Origin of the sequence: Burkholderia sp. BCC1993, assembly GCF_905339865.1 — a bacterium.
Lineage (GTDB): Bacteria > Pseudomonadota > Gammaproteobacteria > Burkholderiales > Burkholderiaceae > Burkholderia.
This window is the reverse complement of record NZ_CAJPGZ010000001.1, coordinates 156,528-174,553: the sequence shown is the minus strand read 5'-3', so window position 1 is coordinate 174,553 and position 18,026 is coordinate 156,528. Positions and strand designations below refer to the sequence as shown.

Sequence of the window (18,026 nt, the reverse complement as noted above, 5' to 3'; positions counted from 1 at the left end):
CCCGCCGGCGCGACCGCGCACACACGCCGATGAACCTTCCCCACGCCACCGCCGGCCCGGTGCAGGCACGCCGCGCCGCCACGCCGCGCGGCCTGCGATGAGCGACACGATCCACGCATGGCTCGGCGCGATCGGCGCGCATCCGGCGCTCGTGCTGGCGGTCGTGTTCGCCGCCGCCTGTGCCGAGGCGATCGCGCTGATCGGCACAGTCGTGCCGGCCGGTGCCGTGCTGTTCGCGGCCGGCACGCTGATCGGCGCGGGCGCGCTCGACGGCTGGACGACGATCGGCGTCGCGGCCGCCGGCGCGATCCTCGGCGACGGGATCAGCTACGAGCTCGGACGCCACTACCGCGGCGCGATTCGAAACGGGTGGGTCCGGTTGGGCTACGCGGATGCCTATGCGCGCGGCGAGCAGTTCGTGCTGCGCCACGGGACGAAGAGCATCGTGCTCGCGCGCTTCCTGGCGCCGGTGCGCGCGGTCGTGCCGGTGGTGGTCGGCTGCGCGACGCTGCCGCGTCGGTCGTTCTACCCGGTCAATGTCGTGTCGGCGCTGATCTGGGCGCCCGTGCACGTCGTGCCGGGCATCCTGTTCGGCGCGTCGGCGGTGCTGGCCGCCGCGATCAGCGTGCGGGTCGCCGCGATCCTGCTGGTGATCGCCGCGCTGGTCGCGCTCGTGTGGATCGGCGTGCGCGTCGCGCTGCGGCGCGGCTGGCCGTTGCTGCGCCGCGTGGCCGGCGCGGCCGTGCATGCATGCGCGCGCCGCTGGCCGCGCGTCGGCGGCTGGCTGCACGACGCGATCGAGAAGGGGCGCCGCCTGCCAGGCGCGGTGCCCGTGTTCGCGCTGCTGTTCGTCGGCTGCGTGTGGCTGTTTGCCGGCATCGTGCAGGACGTCGTCGCGAACGATCCGCTGATGCACGCCGACATCACGGTGTATGCGTTCCTGCAGGACCTGCGCACGCCGCCCGTGGATGCCGCGATGCGCGCGCTCGCGGTGCTGCACGGACACGATACGGGGCTGATCGTCGCGGCCGCGTTCCTGGTCTGGCTGATGATCCATCGCTGCTGGGTGACGTCCGCGTGGTGGCTCGCGACGGTCGGCATCGCGGTCGTGCTCGTGCCGGCGTTCGGCACCGGCGTGCCCGGCACGACGCCCGCGAGCCTGCCGCCCGGCGCGCTGCACGTGCCGCTGCCCGACGCCGACGCAGCGTTCGCGATGCTCGCGAGCAGCGGCATCGGCTGGGTGATCACGCGCGACCGGCCGGCGCTGTGGCGCATTCCGGTCGTGACCGCGGTCGTGTTGTGGATCGTGCTCGGCGGCTTCGCGCGGCTGTACGTCGGCGATACGTGGCTGTCGGGTCTGCTCGGCGGCTGGAGCCTCGGGCTCGCGTGGTTCGCGGTGCTGGCGGGCGCCTATGCGTACTGGCAGGTGCGCGAGCATGTGCAGCCGCGGGGCGCGCTCGTCGCGGTGCTCGTCGTGCTCGCGACGGCCGGCGTCTGGACCGTACCCGCGCAATGGCAGCTCGATCGCGCGGCGCGTCCGCACGTGGGCGACGTCGTCGCGATGACCGTCGATCAATGGATGCGCAGCGGGTGGCAGCGCGTGCCGACGCGGCGCACCGAGATCGGCGGCGATCGCGAGGAATATCTGCCGTTGCAATGGTGCGCGACGTCGGACACGCTCGACCGCCATCTTTCGCTGGCCGGCTGGCAGCGCGCGACGCCGTGGTCGGCCGCCACCGCGCTGCGGTGGCTGCTGCCGCAGGCGCCGGCCGATGCGCTGCCCGTGCTGCCGCGCTACACGCACGGCGAAAGTACGCGCCGCGTGTTCGTGCGCGTCGATCCGGCCCGTCCGGACAGCCGCCTCGTGCTGCGGCTGTGGCGTTATCCGTATGCGCTGCAGGATGCGCTCGGCACGCGGCCGCTGTGGTACGGCGCGCTGTATCGCGAGACGCTGCATCGGCCTGCACGGCTGATGACGGTCGTGCGCACGACGACGGTTGACGATGCGGCGACGATCGCGCAGGCGCTGCAGGTCGAGCCGACGCTCGCGCGGCCGCCGGCGGGGATGAGCGGGGCGCCGGCCGCGGTGCTGCTCGTGTGGATGGTGCAGCCTTGAAGCGCGTGCGCTGCGTTATGCGTGCGACGCTTGCGCGGGGACGACGGACAGGCGCAGGCCGACCGTCTTGAGCACCGCGAGCAGGGTTTTCAGCGTCGGATTGCCGTTGGGCGACAGCGTGCGATACAGCGATTCGCGGCTGATGCCGGCTTCGGCCGCGACCGCGCCGAGCCCGCCATACGCTTCCGCGACCGTGCGCAGCGCGAGCAGCGCGGCCGCGCGGTTGTCGGGATCGTCGAGCGATTCCATCGCGACGCGCAGATAGGCCACCGCGAGCTCGCGGTCGGCACCAAGTTCGGCGACTTCCGCGTCGTGGTGCGATACCGCGCCTTTGAGCTTGTTCATGCTTGCCTCCGTTTCCAGTCCAACCAGTGTTCCTTCGCATGCCTGATGTCGTCGGGCTGGCTGTGCTTGTCGCCGCCGTACAACAGCAGCACCAGCGCACTGCCGTACCGGCCGAAGCACACGCGATAGCCGGCACCGACGTGGATGCGCAGTTCGATCACACCTGCACCGACGGGCTCGCAATCGCCGAAATTTCCGGTCTGCACGCGGCGCAGCCGCTCGCGAATCCGCGCCTGGGCGACTTTGTCGCGCACGGCGTTCAACCATTCGGTGAAAGGCTCGCGACCGTCGGCGCGCTGATAGCGAAGCCGTTCGAACTTGGAGAGAATTGTAGCTTATAAGTTACATGAAGGGTATGGATATCGACGTGATTGCGTTGTTGGCCCGGTGCGGCGGATGACGTGAAACGCACGCGGGCCGACTGCCGAATCGAGACGAAGCACGACGCGAAGGCGCTGCGCGGGAATGCCTGCAGTGCCTTCGTGGCTCGGGGTGTCGGGCGGTGAGACCGGTTACCCGAACGAAAATCATTCTTTCATTCGGGGCGTGGGATGACGATTCGGCAGAACGGCCGATCTCGTCGGCGCGTACGGGAAACGCGCCGTGCGGGGGAGGGACTGCTCAAACGATCGGACCGCCGGTGCCGCCGCGTGACGCGACGGTCGACCCGGCGAGTCCGGCCTGCGTTACTGCTTCGCCGGCGCGGCCGTCGCGACCTTGTCGAGCGCGGCCGGGATGAACGTGTCGAGCTGCGCGGTTACCGATTCGTAGAAGTCGATCGGCTTGCCCCACGCGTCGGGCACGTCCTTGTGCACGCCGGTCGCGTATTCGGCAAGCGTGAAGACCTTGCCGGCGGCCGACGGATAGAGCGTGAGCACCTTCTCCTTGTGCTTGTCGGTCATCGTCAGGATCACGTCGGAGTGCTTGACGTCGTTCGCATTCAGTTGCACCGAACGATGCGCGGACGTGTCGATTCCGCGCCGCTTCATCAGGATCACACCGTTTTCCTCGGGCTTCTCGTCATACGGATCCTCGTCGACCGCGCGCGAGATCACGGCGATATGCGCGTGCCGTTGCGCGATCAGTTGTCCGGCGATCGCTTCGGCCATCACGCTGCGTCCGGTATTGCCCGTATCGACGAACGCGACCTTCTTCGGTTCCTCCGCGAATGCCGACGTCGCGCACTGGACGCCCAGGCAACAGAGCAGCGCAAGCGTCTTGAGGATGTGGTCTTTTTTCATTGGTGTCTCCGCCAAGGTGGGGTGGTCGTCGCCGCGGCACGACGCCGAGGCTTGCGGAGATCATGCCGGCCGCGCATGCCGGAAAAAAATAAACGGCCGGTTTTGGCAAGAGGGTGTCGCATTGTTGCAAGCGGGCCGATCGAGGCAGCCGCGCTCCGCAGCCTCGATCGCCGGCATCACCGGATCGTCACGTCGCCACCGCCGTCGCCGCCACCCGCCGCGCAGCAAATCCCGCCAGCGTGCGCAACGCGTTCCGCGCCGAGCGCAGATAGAACGCCTGCAGATGAAACACATGCCAGCGCGCGGCATGAATCTCCAGCCGGCACGGCACGCCACAGGCGAGCGCATGCGTCGCGAGTCGCTGCGCGTCCGACAGCAGCACTTCCTGGTCGCCGGCCTGCACCAGCATCGGCGGCAGTCCACGCAGGTCGGTGTCGAGCGGGCTGGGCGCCGCCGTCGAGCCCGCGCCGTGATACCAGCGCAGCCCCTGTTGGAGCCAGCCGCGACGGATCATCGGATCGTCGCGGCGGCGCGATGCGAGCGTGTCGCCGCCGAGCGTCGGGTCGGTCACGGGCGAGATCAGCAGCAGCGCGGCCGCGGCGGGTTCGCCGCGCTCGCGCAGCGCGATGGCGAGCGCCAGCGCGAGCGCGCCGCCGGCCGAATCGCCGGCAATCACGATCCGGTGCGGCGCGTAGCCTTGCGTGCGCAGTGCATCGTATGCGGCCAGCGTGTCGTCGAGCGCCGCCGGGCTCGGGTGTTCGGGCGCGAGCCGGTAGTCGGGCACCCACACCGGCAGGCCGGCTTCGGTCGCGAGCCGCGTCGTCACGCCGCGATGCGTATGCGGGCCGCCGAGACAGAACGCGCCGCCGTGCAGATAGAGGATCGCGCCGCCCGCGTCGCCGCGCTTCGGCGCGATCACTTCGACCGGCACGCCGGCGGCGGACGTCCGGTAGCGCAGCGTGCCGCCTGCGCCCGGCATCAGCGGCGACAGCAGCGCGACGACGCGGCGCTGCATGCGCGCGCCGAACGGCGGCCCGATCAGCGGCCGGAACGCGACGCGCAGAAAGCCGCGCAGCGACGCCGCGGCGAGTGCTTCCACGCGGCCGGCGGGCGGCGCGACGACGGCACCGTGCGTCGTCGTCGGGGGTGATGTGGGTGTCGCCGTGCCGGGCAACGGCTGCGTGAAGCGATACGCGGACAGCCCCGTGAAGCGCGTGATCCATCGATAGGTCAGCGTGAAGCCGGGCCAGTTCGTACTGTTGTGGCCCGACGCGTCGACGTACCAGCTCTTGCAGCCGCTCCACACCGAGCCTTCGAGCCGCTGCTGCACATGCGTGTTGTAGCGCCGGTAGCGGCGCGGATCGACGTCGATCGCGCACGCGCCGTCGCGCCGCATCGCGCGCACGCAGCGCATCACGTGCGCGATCTGGCTTTCGAGCATGTAGACGATCGAGTTGTGGCCGAGGTTGGTGTTCGGGCCATACAGCATGAAGAAGTTGGGGAAGCCCGGCACGGTGAGCCCGAGATACGCCTGCGCGCCGCGCCGCCAGGCGTCGTTCAGGTCGAGCCCGTCGCGGCCGGTGATGCGCATCGGCGACAGGAACGCGGTCGCCGCGAAACCGGTGCCGTAGACGATCGCGTCGACCGGATGGTGCACGCCGTCGTCGGTCTCGATGCCGGTCTCGGTCACGCGCCGGATGCGCTGCGTGACGAGCGCGACGTTGTCGCGGCCGATCGCGGCGAGGTAGTCGCTCGACAGCAGGATCCGCTTGCAGCCGATCGGATAGTCGGGCGTGAGCCGTTCGCGCAACGCCGGGTCGCGCACGTCGCGCGCGAGCAGCTTGCGGAACGGCCGGCCGACCGCGATGTCCATCAGCCCGTGCAGCCGCGTGAACGCGATCGCACGCGACTCGTAGCGCACGTAGATCGACGCGCGATGCAGCTTCATCGCCCACGGCAGCCGGCGGAACAGCGCCCGCTCCCACGGGCGATAGGCGCGGTCGGGACGCGGCATCACGTAGGCCGGCGAGCGCTGGAACACGACGAGGCGCCCGACGTCGCCGGCGATCGCGGGCACGAACTGGATCGCCGACGCGCCGGTGCCGACCACCGCCACGCGCTTGCCCGCGAGCGGATAGTCGTGATCCCAGTGCGCGGAGTGGAAGGCGCGGCCGCGAAACGTGGCGATGCCGGGCAGGTCCGGCATCGCGGGGCGGCTCAACTGGCCGGTGCCGCTGACGAGCACGGCAGCGCTGAGCGTCGTGCCGTCGGCGAGCGTGACATGCCACAGCGCACGGGCCTCGTCATACTGCGCGCGTTCGACGTTCGCGCCGAAGCGCAGGTAGCGTGCGAGGCCGTACTTGCGCGCGCAATGCTGCAGGTACGCATGGATTTCAGGCTGCGGCGCGAACACGCGCGACCAGTCCGGGTTGGGCTCGAACGAGAACGAGTACAGATGCGACGGCACGTCGCACGCGGCGCCCGGGTAGCGGTTGTCGCGCCACACGCCGCCGACGTCGTGCGAGCGCTCGACGATCACGAAGTCGTGAATGCCGGCGCGCTGCAGCGCGACGGCCATGCCGATGCCGGCGAAGCCGGCGCCGATGATGATCGCCGACAGCGGCGCGGCCGGTGCGGCGGGACGGGAAGCTTCAGGCGACGACATGGCGGTTTTCCTCGGGCAGGATCGCATCGTGCGGCGCGCACGACGCGGGAACGGTGTCGCGATGTACCGGCACGGCGGCCGGTTCGCGTTCGGTGTCGGCAGCGGCGTGTACCGGCACACGCCGCTCGCCGCGGATCAGGTCGACGGCCTTCTCTGCGATCATGATCGTCGGCGCGTTGGTGTTGCCGCCGATCAGCGTCGGCATGATCGACGCATCGACGATGCGCAGCCCCGATACGCCATGCACGCGCAATTGCGGATCGACGACCGCGAGCGCGTCGCGCCCCATCCGGCACGTGCCGACCGGGTGATACACGGTGTCGGTGCGCCGGCGCAGCACGTCGCGGATCTCGTCGTCGGTCGTCACGTTCGCGGTGAACAGGTCGCGCGTGATCCATTCGGCGAGTGCCGGCGCCTCCATCAGCCGGCGCGTGATGCGGAAGCCGGCGACCATGTCGTCGAGATCGCGCGGATCGTCGAAGAACGCGGGGTCGATGCGCGGCGCGGCGAGCGGATCGGCGCTGTGCAGTGTGACCGAACCGCGGCTGCGCGGCCGCAGCAGGCACACGTGGCACGACAGTCCGTGGCCGGCGTGCAGCCGGCGCGCATGATCGTCGACGAGCGCGACGACGAAGTGCAGCTGGATGTCGGGTGCATCGAGGTCGGCTCGCGTCTTGAGGAAGCCGCCGCCTTCCGCGAAATTCGACGTCAGCATCCCGCGCCGCTCGCGGCGAAAGCGCGCGAACTCGCGCAGCATGCGCAGCCCGCCGCGCGCGGACACGCCCATCGTGTCGACGCTGCGCGCGCGGTAGCCGAGGATGAAGTCCGGATGATCCTGCAGGTTGCGGCCGACGCCGGGCAGGTCGGCCCGAACCGGGATGCCGAGCCGCCCGAGTTCGGCGGCCGGGCCGATGCCGGACAGCATCAGCAGTTGAGGCGTCTGCAACGCGCCGGCCGCGAGCACGACTTCGCGCCGTGCGCGCAGCGTGCGAACCTCGCCGTGCTGCCGCACCTCGACCCCCGTCGCGCGCGTGCGGTCGAACAGGATGCGCAGCACTTGCGCGTGCGTCTCGACCGTCAGGTTGTCGCGGTGGCCGACGTGCGGCAGCAGGTACGCGCGCGCCGCGCTCCACCGCTCGCCGTGCTTCTGCGTGACCTGATAGAGGCCGACGCCTTCCTGCCGCGCGCCGTTGAAATCGTCGGTGAGCGGCAGGCCGGCCTGTCGCGCCGCTTCCAGGTAGCGCGCATGGAACGGGTTGCCGGTGCGCAGGTCGCTGACCCACAGCGGGCCGTCGCGGCCGTGAAAGGCGTCGTCGAAGCGCTCGTTGTGCTCGCTCAGGCGGAAGTACGGCAGCACGTCGTCGTAGGACCAGCCTTCGTTGCCGAGCGCGGCCCAGCCGTCGTAATCGACGCGATGGCCGCGCACGTAGACCATCGCGTTGATCGCGGACGAGCCACCGAGCGCCTTGCCGCGAGGCTGATAGCCGATGCGCCCGCCGAGCCCCGGCTGCGGCACCGTGTCGAATGCCCAGTTGTTCATGCGGGTCGGCAGCATCGCGACCGCGCCGGTCGGCACGTTGACGAGCGCGTTGTCGCCGCGGCCGCCGGCCTCGAGCACGCAGACGGTGACGGCCGGGTCCTCGGTGAGGCGCCCCGCGACGACGCAGCCGCCCGATCCGCCGCCGACGACGATGTAGTCGAAAGTCTTGCTCATGAAATCGTCTCCCGATGGTCGATGGGTCAAGCGATGCGCGCCGGCGGATCGAGGGGCTTGCCGAGCGGCGGGCGGCGCGGCGCGGTGCCGGAACGGCGCACGACGTCGTTGCCGAACTCGCACGGCGCGGGCGGACGTGGCCCGCGATGCGCGCAGCGGGCTGTGAGGTCGGGTGGGCGACTCGGTCGCATGGTGTCTCCTCCGGGGGCGTTGACGTCGTTCGGGCGACGACTGATGACGCCGATGGTGCGGGCCGCATGGGAAAACACCAATGCTGCTTCGGGACAATTGTTTTAGTATTTGGGCCAAATCGGCGCTTCGAGGGTTTCTCCGCATGAGCTTCTGGGACTTCACCCGGAGTCCGGCCAGCGCGCGGCTGCTGGTCGATTTCGGCGACGAACGCGGCGTGCCGCGCGCGAAGTTGCTGGCCGGTACGGGGCTCGCGGACGCGCAGCTCGACGATCCGAACGTCGAGGTGACGGCCGCGCAGGAACTGCGGCTGACCGGCAACCTGCTGCGCGCGCTCGGGCGCGCGCCGGGCCTCGGGTTCGAAGTCGGGCAGCGCTATCACTTCTCCGCGTACGGCGTGTGGGGCTACGGGCTGATCGCGAGCGCGACCGCGCGCGACGCGCTGGCGCTCGCGATGCGCATCCTGCCGCTCACGTATGCGTTCACGGTGATCACGTACCGCGAGGAACCGCAGACGGGCGTGCTCAATTTCGGCGCGCCGGAGCTCGATGCCGACCTGAGCCGGTTCCTCGTCGAACGCGACATGGCGGCTGCGGCCGTGCTGCTGCAGGAAATCGGCGGCGGCGATTTCGCGTTGTCGCGCTTCACGATGCAGGCCGCGAGCGCGGCGAGCGCAGCCGCGTTCGCACCCGCAGCGCGCATCGCGGGCGTCGAACCTGCGTTCGGCGCGCGCGCGAACAGCCTCGCATTCGACCGTGCGTTTCTCGACCGGCCGCTGCCGCATGCGAACCCGCTGACGGTCTCGATGTGCGAGCAGATGTGCAGCCAGCTGGTCGAAGCGCGGCGCGCGCGGCTCGGCACGTCGGAGATGGTGCGGCAATATCTGACGGCGACGCCCGGCAACGTGCCGTTCTCGCTCGAGGACATGGCGCGGCTGATGAACACGAGCCCGCGCACGCTGAAGCGCCGGCTGCAGGAAGAAGGCACGACGTTCCGGGTGTTGCTCGCGCAGGCGCGCGGCGCGATGGCCGAGACGCTGCTCGGCGATGCGCACCTGTCGCTGACCGAAGTGGCCGAGCGGCTCGGCTTCAGCGACCTGTCGAGTTTCTCGCAGGCGTTCAAGCGCTGGTATGGTGTGCCGCCCGGCACGTATCGCAGCGGCCTGCTGCGCGACGGCGGCTCGCCCTGACGCAGTGTCGCGCCACGCGCGCATTCCCCAACTCCTTCACGAAAGGATCCGCATGATCACGCTTCGCCCGATGACCGAAGACGACTTCCCCCGCTTCTGGCCCACGTACCACGCGATCGTCGCCGCGCAGGAGACCTACGCATTCGATCCGGCGCCCACACGTGAAGCCGCCCGCGCGCTGTGGCTCGCTGCGCCGCTTTGCACGTGGGTCGCCGAAGAGGATGGCGTGCTGCTCGGCTCGTACTACCTGAAGGCGAACGCGGCCGGGCCCGGCAATCACGTGTGCAACTGCGGGTACATGGTCAGCGAGGCCGCGCGCGGCAAGGGCGTCGCGCGCCTGATGTGCGAGCACTCGCAGCAGGTGGCGCGCGAACGCGGCTTCCTCGCGATGCAGTTCAATTCGGTGGTCGCGACGAACGAGGTGGCGGTCGCGCTGTGGCAGAAGCTCGGCTTCGAGATCGTCGGCCGCCTGCCGCGCGCGTATCGTCACGCGCGGCTCGGCTTCGTCGACTGCTTCGTGATGTTCAAGTGGCTTGGCGACGCGGCGGCCGCCGACGCCTGATGCCGCGGTCAGAGGGCGAACGTGCCGTCGAACACGATCTGCTCGTCGAACGCCAGCGTGCCGCGCGCGAAGATCAGGTCGAGGTGGTGGCTGCCGTTCGCGCCGCCGCCGAGGCCGAGATGCAGGCCCGGATGGCGTTCCTCGAAGCCGGCGTTGCGGCCGTATAGCCCGCGGATGCCCAGGTTCGTGCCGATGCCGAATTCCTCGATGCGCCGGTGATTGTCGTGCCGGTCGAGATACGACGCGAAGTCGCGCCGGAAGCCCGCGTCGTCGCTGTCGAAATCGACGATCAGGCTGTCTTCGACATGCAGCGTCGCGAGCCGCTCCGTCACGCGGTACTTGATCGCGAACGGCACGGTGCCGAGAAACGTGCCGCTGAACACGATCGAGCCGTGCAGGTCGGTGATGTGTGTCGCGATCTCGCCGGGCACGACGTCGAGATTGCCCATCCCGTCCACGCTCGTCCATTTCTGGTCCGGCGCAAGCGAGCCGGTCAGCGTGTTGCCGGCTTCGTCGATGAAATGGATCTGCGATGCGCGCGCGGCCGCTTCGATCAGCCGGCCGTTGCGCGCGGCGATGTCGTCGAGCGATTCGGCGAACGCCTCGTCGAGATGCGGGCCGTAATCCTTGAACAGCACCGACTTGCTCCAGTGCCTGACGATCGCGGGACGGATCGCGGCCAGGAACGGCGGGCCGCTCGGCGACGGCGTCGGCAGGCACGACGAGTCGTACAGCAGCACGAACAGGTCCGCGTGCGTGAGCGCGGCGGCGATATCGGCGGGCGGGGTGGTGTCGAGGCAGAGGATCGTCGCGTCGAACGAGTCGGGCAGGGCGGAAAACGCGCGCAACGCGGTGTCGCGGTTGCGGCTGTCGTAGCCGACCAGCAGTTTGCCCGTCTCGCCGCGTGCGAGCTTGTCGCGCAGCGCCGGGTGATACCCCAGCGCGCGGTGCAGGTTCAGCATGCGTGTCTCCGGAAGCGGCGGAAGGGCCGCGGCCCTTCCGCGGGAACGGGCTGGCCGCTCAGACCGGCCAGAGCGCGGTGCCGAACGGCACCACGGCATCCTCGACCATCATGTCGACGGCCTCGGGGTGCGTGTCTTCCTGCATCCAGTCAAGCAATTCGATCTGCCGGGTTTCCTGCATGTCAATTCTCCTGTGGTGAACATGAGCGATTCAACATGAAAGCGCGGTAACGGGATTACCGCGGCTCATCCGATGTTTTTTGAATACCGGACGAGTGGCGTCGATATTAGTCTGATGATTTGGTGAATGCAATGCGTCGCAAGATTTTTAGCCGCGGCGTGCTAAACATGCGCGCCAATCAGCGGCACATCGCGCAATGCAGGCGAATGAATCGAATCGCGAAGGCCCGGATTTTTTATCGAATATCGGGGCCGTGGCAGATTAGTCGGATTATGGATTTTTTAAATCATTAAGCCAATTGCGCGGATCATTTCGATTTGCATCGTTCGCGATCGATTCCGGCGCGACGCCGCACCATTGCCGGCTTCAGCCCAGCAGCGCCTTGCCGAGCGGCTTGACCGGCTCGGACCGGAGTACCAGTGAAGTCGTGACCGCGCCGAAGCGGGCAATCGTGTCGATGAGGGTTTCGAGCTGGCCAGGCGTCGGCACGAGCACCTTCAGCAGGAAACAGTCCTCCCCGGTCATCCGGTGAACCTCGATGACGTGCGGCATCTCGGCAAACGCACTCAACGCGGGCTTGATGTGCTCGTGCGTCGTTCTCAGCCGGATAATGGCCGTCATCCCCAGGCCGAGCGCGGCCGGATCGATCCGCGCGGTGTAGCCGGCGATGATGCCGCGCTCCTCCAAGCGCTTGACGCGCTCCGACGTCGCCGGCTGCGACAGGCCAATGCGCCGGCCGACTTCGGACAACGGCGTGCGCGCATTCTCCTGCAGCGCTTCGATGATCGCAATATCCAGGCGATCCAGTTCTCCGTCGGGCATCTCCGTTTTCCTGTTCCGTCAATTCATCGGGATTTTGTCTCAATATCCGATGACTTGCCATTCCGTGCGGCAGTCCCGCGGAGCAGACTGGGCGCTCACATGTTCATGGAGACGGGAATGGAGCGAAGCATCGTCATCGTGCCGGGGATCGGCAACTCGGGCGCGGATCACTGGCAGACTCACTGGGAGACGGCGCTTGCGGGCGCCACACGCATTGCGCCGGCGTCGTGGGATACGCCCGACCTGGCCGACTGGATCGAGGCGCTCGATGCGGCCGTCGCGCAGGCCCGGACGCCGCCGGTCGTGGTTTGCCATTCCCTCGGGTGCCTGTTGTTCGCGCATTGGCGTGCCGTTGCAACGCGCCCGGTGCACGGGGCGTTTCTCGTGGCGGTGCCGGATCCGGACGGTCCGCGTTTTCCGGTTGCCGCGCAGGCGTTCGCGCATGTGCCGGACGCGGATTTCGGCGCCCGGCCGGCGGTGGCGATCGCCAGTTCGGACGATCCGTACGACCCGTCCCGGCGAGCGGTCGCATGGGCGGCGCAACGCGGCGCGAAACCGCTGGTGCTCGGTGCGCGCGGCCATTTGAACGCGGCTTCCGGGTTGGCGGAGTGGGACGAGGGGCGCGCGCTTTTCACCGCCTTTAGCGCTGGACTGGGGGCGTAGCGGCGGCCGGGTGTCGGCGCGCCGCGGTTTCCGGGCGGTGCGCACGGCATTCCCGCCACCGGCGCACGCCGGGCGCATGACCGGTCAAGTATCATCGGCCGATCGGCGCACCGGTTTCGGCATCGGGATCGGCGCCCGGCCACGACACGGGTTCCGCGTCGACGACGCCACGGCCCGCGGCCGTCAAGCCGCGTTGACGTTGCGGGCCCCGTGGCCGGCCCCGTACCCGTACCGGCCTCGAACCACGATGGAGACACCGCGATGCGCGCAGCGCCGCAACCGGAGCACGCCGGCCCGGCACGACAGGACGCCGGCGCCACCGAACCCGACCGCATGACCGCGTGGCGGCTCGCGATCTGCCTGTCGCTCGGCAGCGCGATCGCGCTCGGTCTCGCGCGTTTCTCGTATGCACTGCTGCTGCCGCCGATGAAGGCCGATCTCGGCTGGACCTTCGCGCAGGCCGGCGCCTTGAACACGGCCAACGCGGCCGGCTACCTGATCGGCGCGCTCGTCTTCCCGTTGCTGTCCCGCCGCTGGCGCACCGGCACGCTGCTGGCGGCCGGCTGCGCACTGACCGCGGTGCTGATGGCCGCATGCGGGCTCACGTCCGGCATGAACGCGCTGCTCGTCGAGCGGCTCGCGACGGGCGTCGGCAGCGCGCTGATCTTCATCAGCGGCGGCGTGCTGGCCGCGCGGCTCGCGTCCGCAGCGCCGCGCGACGCGGGGCTGCTGCTCGGGCTCTATTACGGCGGCACCGGGTGGGGCATCGTCGCGTCGTCGCTGCTCGTGCCCGCGACGCTCGCGCAGCGCGCGCACGGCTGGCAACCGGCATGGTTCGCGCTCGCGTTCGCATGCGCGCTGTGCTCGGCGATCGCCGTGTCGGCGGCGCGTCGCATCGAGCATGCGCATGCGGCACCGGCCGCGCGGCGTGACGCTGCCGCGCCGGTGGCGAGCACGAGCCCCGCGCGCTTCGCACTCGCGCTCGCGGGCTACGGCCTGTTCGGCGTCGGCTACATCGGCTACATGACGTTCATCGTCGCGCTGCTGCGCGGCGCGGGGATGAGCGGAACGGTCGTGTCCGCGTTCTACGTGATGCTCGGCGTCGCGACCGTCGTGTCGGCGCGGCTGTGGTCGGGGCTGCTCGACCGGATGCGCGGCGGCCAGGCGCTGGCCGTGCTCAACGCATTGCTCGGCGTGGCGACGCTGATGCCGGCGCTGTTCGTGCATCCGGCGGCCGCGTTCGCGTCGGGCGTGCTGTTCGGCGCGACGTTCCTGTCGGCGGTCGCGTCGACGACCGCGTTCGTGCGCCACAACCTGCCACCGGAAGGCTGGGCGAAGGGCATCAGCGCATTCACGACGATCTTCGCGTTCGGGCAGATCGCCGGGCCGGTCGCGATCGGCTGGGTGTCCGACAGCGCGGGGCTGGCGCGCGGGCTCGTCTATTCGGCGCTGACGCTGTTCGCGGGCGCGGTCCTCGCGGCCGGACAGCGTGCATTGAGGGCGTCGGCGTAGCCGACTGGCCCCGCAACGTCAGGCGAGCCCGACAACGTGACCGCGATCGTTACGTTACCGCACGCAGGCCGTGCGCGACACGCGATGAAACGCGCGGCTGAAGTAGATGAGGCTGTCGCCGTCGTTGCGCACGCGAATCGACGTCGCCTCGATGAACATCACCGAATGCGAGCCGACTTCCTTCATCTCGGCGATCCTGCCCTGCAGGCTCGCGAGCGCATCGCGCAGCACGGGGACGTCCTGCTCGCCGCGATCCCACACCGGCAATTCGAAGCGGCGTTCCATCGGCAGCTCGGTCATCCCCGCGAAATGGCGCGCGAGCAGTTCGTGCTCGGCTGGCAGCACGTTGATGCACACCTGACGATTGCGCTCGAAGATCGCATGCATCGCGCTCGACCGGTTCAGGCACACGAGCAGTGTCGGCGGCGCGTCGGTGACTGAGCAGACGGCGCTTGCGGTGATGCCGCAGCGGCCGTGCGGCCCGGCGGTGGTGATCACGTTGACGGCCGCGCCGAGGTGGGCCATCGCTTGCCGGAAGGCCTGTTGCGCGTCGGTGGGGGCGGCGCGCGCCGGTTGCGGGGTATCGGTCGTTGCGGACATGGGCGCTCCTGGGTGAATGAGGGCGGCGATCGCGCGCGTTGTCGATGCGGCAGCGGATCGTCGACGATGAACCAAGCGTACGTCGCGAAAAAGCCGGCGAACATTCGCACGATTGACGATGAAGATGGCGTTCCCGCCAACGCATCTAAAGGTTCTACCTAGATGCGCGGCACGATGCGCGAAAAAAAGTGCGATCGGGCGTTCGAGCGGTACGTAAAGGGGTATTCAGCGCATTTTCGGCTCGTTATGATGTGCCGCACACCCCCGACGAACGACGCTTGCCTCACCCGCGGCGCGTGCGATACCGATACCGATATCTTGCGAGACACCCGATGACGTCACCCGCTCCGATCGTATACATCGTCGACGACGACAGCGGCATGCGGACGTCGCTCGCCTGGTTGCTCGAATCGGTCGGCATCGCGTCCGAGGGATTCGCGAATGCCGCCGATTTTCTCGCGCGCTTCGACGTGAACCTGCCCGCGTGCCTGGTGCTCGACGTGCGCATGCCGGAGAAAAGCGGGTTCGACGTGCAGGCGGAACTGAACGCGCGCGGCGCGACGCTGCCGGTGATCTTCGTCAGCGGACACGGCGACATTCCGATGTCGGTGCGCGCGCTGCAGAACGGCGCGATCGACTTCGTCGAGAAGCCGTACAACTCGCAGCAGATGCTCGAGCGCGTGCAACGCGCGCTGCGGCTCGCGCAGCAGCGGCACGCGGTCGACCAGCGTCACCGCGGGCTGCGCCAGCGGCTCGATGCGCTGACCGCGCGCGAGAAGGAGGTGCTGCGCGGTGTCGTCGACGGCAAGGGCAGCAAGCAGATCGCGTCGGACCTGTCGATCAGCGTGAAGACCGTCGACGTGCACCGCGCGAGCATCAAGGAGAAGCTCGGCGCGACGTCGATCGCCGCGCTGGTGCGCGACGTGATGGTCGTGTGGGGCGACGACGGGGAGTCGTCGCGCTAGCGCAAGGGGGGGCGCACGCGAATCGGGCCGTGCGCGTAAGCGCAGTGCACGCACCCACGCACCGCACGAACCGCGCACACTGCACGAACCGCACGAATCGCACGAACCGCACGAACCGCACGAACCGCACGAACCGCACGAACCGCACGAACCGCACGAACCGCACGAACCGCACGAACTGCACGAACCGCACGAACCGCACGAACTGCACGAACTGCACGAACTGCACGAACTGCACACACCGCACACACCGCACACACCGCATACACCGCACACACTGCACACACCGCGCGCGGTACAGGCCAGCACCGGCCGGCATCAGTCTGCACCGCACGCTCGACGCATGCCGCCGTTCAACGCATGTACAACCCGCCGTTGATGTCCCAGCACGCACCGTTCGCGAAATGCGCGTCGCCCGACGCGAGTAGCACGGCCGCATCGGCGACGAAGCCGGCCGACCCGAGCTTGCCGCCCGGCAGGCTCGCGAGCACCTGCCGCAGCTTGTCCGGCGCGACGCTCTCGTACACGATCGGCAGATCGAGCGGCCCCGGCGAGATCGCGTTGACGGTCACGCCCTGCGCGGCGAGGTCGCGCGCGAACACCTTGGTCAGCGTCAGCGTGCCGCCTTTCGCGGCCGCGTAGTGTGCGCCCGTCGCCGAGCCGCCGTTCTGCCCGGCGAGCGACGCGATGTTGACGATGCGGCCCGCGCCGCGCGTCGCGAAGTACTGGCCGAACACCTGGCAGCCGAACAGCACGCTGCGCAGGTTCACGTCGATCACCTGGTCGAACTGCTCGGCCGTGATCTCCATCGCGGGCACGACCTTCGATGCGCCGGCATTGTTGACGAGCACGTCGATCGCGCCCCAGCGCGTGACGAGCGCATCGCGCGCGGCTTCGAAATCGCGTTTCGACGTGACGTCGAGCGGCAGCGCGATCGCGCGCGCGCCGCTCGGGTCGAGGTCGCGCGCATGCGCGTGAATGGCGTCGACGGCGATGTCGGCCAGCGCGACGCGATAGCCGGCCGCGTGAAAGCGTTCGGCGATGACGGCGCCAAGCCCGCGCGCGGCGCCGGTGACGAGGACGACTCGGTCTGACATGGTGCGTGATTCCGTGGTTCGCGGATCGTGGCCACAGCCGCGCCCGCATCGTGGTTCATGCGGCGAGCGCCGCTTCGAAGTGCGCGGCAACCGCGCACACCTGTTCGTCCGCGCCCTTGCGTCCGACGATCTGCAGCCCGGCCTTCAGCGGCGTTCCCGCGAGCGGCAGCGGCAGGCTGAGCGCCGGATGGCCGCTCAGGTTGAACGGCCGGATCAGCGACGACATCGCGATGACCGATACGCCGTCGCGTGCCTGCCGAAGCGTGATCGGGAGCGCGGGCAAGGTCGGCAGCACCAGCACCTCCGCGCGCTCGAGCGCGGCATCGACCTGCGCCGTGAAGCGCACGCGCACGGCTTCGGCTTGCGCGAGCGCGGCGGGGGGCGTCGTCGCGGCCGAGCGCAGCCGCGCATCGAGATCCGCGCCGAGCTTGCCGGTTTCGACGAGATGACCGAATGCACGCGACGTTTCCGCGTTGATGACGGCAAGCCCCGCGGTGAACGCATCCTGCATCGCATCGAGCACGACGTCGTGCGTACGCAGGCCCGACCCGCGGATCGCCGCGTCGAGCGCGGCCGCGATGGCCGGCTCGGCCTCGACGATCACGCGTGCGATCGTGCAGCCGGCAACGGGTGCCGCCGCGCGCGCCCGGTCGAAGCCCGGCGCGATGGCGGCCATCACGGCCGCGAGCGTACGGATGTCGCGCGCGAACGGCCCGGCGCAGTCGAGCGTGGTGACAGCCGGTGCGACGCCGCGCCGCGACACGCGGCCGAACGTCGGCTTGAACCCGGCCACGCCGCAGCAGGCGGCCGGCCCGCGGATCGAGCCGCCGGTATCGGTGCCGAGCGCGGCGTCGACGGCGCCGAGCCCGACGAGCGATGCCGACCCGCTCGACGAGCCGCCCGGGATGCGCGTCGGGTCCTGCGGATTGACCGGCGTGCCCGTGTAGTCGTTGATGCCGGTCATGCCGAACGCGAGCTCGTGCATGTTCGCCTTGCCGGCGATCTGCCAGCCGGCGTCGAGCAGCAGGCGGACCACGTCCGCGTGCTGCGCGGCGGGCGCTGCGTCGGCGAGCGCGCGGCTGCCCGCGCGGGTCGGATGGCCGGCGATGTCGATCGTGTCCTTGATCGCGATCGTCGGGCCCGGGCCGCCCAGCGTGAAGGTGTCGATGAAGCCTGTCATGGTCGATGGCGTGCGAGTGCGGT

At 69.7% G+C, this 18,026-nt stretch carries 17 protein-coding genes; 6 read left to right on the top strand and 11 right to left on the bottom strand.

Features of this window, described 5'->3' with window-relative positions; genetic code table 11:
* The first annotated feature begins 97 nt into the window (after positions 1-97).
* Entirely contained in the window at positions 98-2,116 is a 2,019-nt protein-coding gene (locus U4Y91_RS00795) for a VTT domain-containing protein (protein WP_321802582.1), read from the top strand.
* 15 nt (positions 2,117-2,131) lie between these two features.
* Here the strand turns inward: U4Y91_RS00795 and U4Y91_RS00790 are convergent, their stop codons facing one another.
* The 5 genes from U4Y91_RS00790 to U4Y91_RS00770 all read right to left on the bottom strand — a co-directional run bounded on the left by U4Y91_RS00790 (position 2,132) and on the right by U4Y91_RS00770 (position 8,081).
* On the bottom strand, positions 2,132-2,461 hold the full coding sequence (locus U4Y91_RS00790; protein ID WP_321802581.1) for an addiction module antidote protein: 330 nt from the start codon (positions 2,459-2,461) through the stop codon (positions 2,132-2,134).
* Complete coding sequence (locus U4Y91_RS00785) at positions 2,458-2,790, bottom strand: type II toxin-antitoxin system RelE/ParE family toxin (protein WP_321803139.1); 333 nt, start codon at positions 2,788-2,790, stop codon at positions 2,458-2,460. The genes U4Y91_RS00790 and U4Y91_RS00785 overlap by 4 nt, the downstream gene beginning before the upstream one ends.
* A 357-nt stretch (positions 2,791-3,147) precedes the next feature.
* Positions 3,148-3,702 carry a protein tyrosine phosphatase gene (locus U4Y91_RS00780; RefSeq protein WP_321802580.1) on the bottom strand — a complete coding sequence of 185 codons (555 nt, stop codon included), beginning with the start codon at positions 3,700-3,702 and terminating at the stop codon, positions 3,148-3,150.
* A gap of 187 nt (positions 3,703-3,889) precedes the next feature.
* Positions 3,890-6,367 carry a flavin-containing monooxygenase gene (locus tag U4Y91_RS00775; RefSeq protein WP_321802578.1) on the bottom strand — a complete coding sequence of 826 codons (2,478 nt, stop codon included), beginning with the start codon at positions 6,365-6,367 and terminating at the stop codon, positions 3,890-3,892.
* The gene (locus U4Y91_RS00770) at positions 6,354-8,081 is read right to left on the bottom strand and encodes a choline dehydrogenase (protein ID WP_321802576.1); all 1,728 of its coding nucleotides are present in this window, start codon (positions 8,079-8,081) and stop codon (positions 6,354-6,356) included. Before U4Y91_RS00770 ends, U4Y91_RS00775 begins: the two co-directional genes overlap by 14 nt.
* Positions 8,082-8,415: 334 nt before the next feature.
* On the opposite strand from U4Y91_RS00770, the gene U4Y91_RS00765 reads away from it, so the two are divergent.
* Together U4Y91_RS00765 and U4Y91_RS00760 are read left to right on the top strand one after the other, a co-directional pair.
* The gene (locus U4Y91_RS00765) at positions 8,416-9,459 is read left to right on the top strand and encodes an AraC family transcriptional regulator (RefSeq protein WP_321802574.1); all 1,044 of its coding nucleotides are present in this window, start codon (positions 8,416-8,418) and stop codon (positions 9,457-9,459) included.
* 52 nt (positions 9,460-9,511) lie between these two features.
* Positions 9,512-10,021, top strand: a complete 510-nt coding sequence (locus tag U4Y91_RS00760; RefSeq protein WP_321802572.1) for an N-acetyltransferase — start codon at positions 9,512-9,514, stop codon at positions 10,019-10,021.
* 8 nt (positions 10,022-10,029) lie between these two features.
* Here the strand turns inward: U4Y91_RS00760 and U4Y91_RS00755 are convergent, their stop codons facing one another.
* The 3 genes from U4Y91_RS00755 to U4Y91_RS00745 all read right to left on the bottom strand — a co-directional run bounded on the left by U4Y91_RS00755 (position 10,030) and on the right by U4Y91_RS00745 (position 11,986).
* A complete protein-coding gene (locus U4Y91_RS00755) occupies positions 10,030-10,983 on the bottom strand; it encodes a leucyl aminopeptidase (RefSeq protein WP_321802570.1) in 954 nt (317 codons plus the stop codon).
* A 58-nt stretch (positions 10,984-11,041) separates the two neighbouring features.
* Positions 11,042-11,164, bottom strand: coding sequence for a hypothetical protein (locus tag U4Y91_RS00750; RefSeq protein WP_006752127.1), 123 nt, complete (start codon positions 11,162-11,164; stop codon positions 11,042-11,044).
* A gap of 366 nt (positions 11,165-11,530) precedes the next feature.
* On the bottom strand, positions 11,531-11,986 hold the full coding sequence (locus U4Y91_RS00745; RefSeq protein WP_321802568.1) for an Lrp/AsnC family transcriptional regulator: 456 nt from the start codon (positions 11,984-11,986) through the stop codon (positions 11,531-11,533).
* Positions 11,987-12,103: 117 nt separating this feature from the next.
* Between U4Y91_RS00745 and U4Y91_RS00740 the strand changes: the two genes are divergently transcribed.
* Together U4Y91_RS00740 and U4Y91_RS00735 are read left to right on the top strand one after the other, a co-directional pair.
* Positions 12,104-12,649 carry an RBBP9/YdeN family alpha/beta hydrolase gene (locus tag U4Y91_RS00740; protein ID WP_321802566.1) on the top strand — a complete coding sequence of 182 codons (546 nt, stop codon included), beginning with the start codon at positions 12,104-12,106 and terminating at the stop codon, positions 12,647-12,649.
* 261 nt (positions 12,650-12,910) lie between these two features.
* A complete protein-coding gene (locus U4Y91_RS00735) occupies positions 12,911-14,161 on the top strand; it encodes a YbfB/YjiJ family MFS transporter (protein WP_321802564.1) in 1,251 nt (416 codons plus the stop codon).
* A 54-nt stretch (positions 14,162-14,215) separates the two neighbouring features.
* Here U4Y91_RS00735 and hpaC read toward each other — a convergent pair whose 3' ends face one another.
* Complete coding sequence (hpaC, locus tag U4Y91_RS00730) at positions 14,216-14,761, bottom strand: 4-hydroxyphenylacetate 3-monooxygenase, reductase component (RefSeq protein ID WP_124520373.1); 546 nt, start codon at positions 14,759-14,761, stop codon at positions 14,216-14,218.
* Positions 14,762-15,093: 332 nt separating this feature from the next.
* Here hpaC and U4Y91_RS00725 point away from each other — a divergent pair, with 332 nt between their 5' ends.
* Entirely contained in the window at positions 15,094-15,726 is a 633-nt protein-coding gene (locus U4Y91_RS00725) for a response regulator transcription factor (protein ID WP_321802562.1), read from the top strand.
* A 353-nt stretch (positions 15,727-16,079) separates the two neighbouring features.
* Here U4Y91_RS00725 and U4Y91_RS00720 read toward each other — a convergent pair whose 3' ends face one another.
* Positions 16,080-16,823 (bottom strand): SDR family NAD(P)-dependent oxidoreductase, encoded by a 744-nt coding sequence (locus U4Y91_RS00720; RefSeq protein WP_321802560.1) that lies wholly within the window; start codon positions 16,821-16,823, stop codon positions 16,080-16,082.
* A gap of 55 nt (positions 16,824-16,878) precedes the next feature.
* Positions 16,879-18,003 carry an amidase gene (locus U4Y91_RS00715; protein WP_321802558.1) on the bottom strand — a complete coding sequence of 375 codons (1,125 nt, stop codon included), beginning with the start codon at positions 18,001-18,003 and terminating at the stop codon, positions 16,879-16,881.
* Positions 18,004-18,026: the final 23 nt, after the last annotated feature.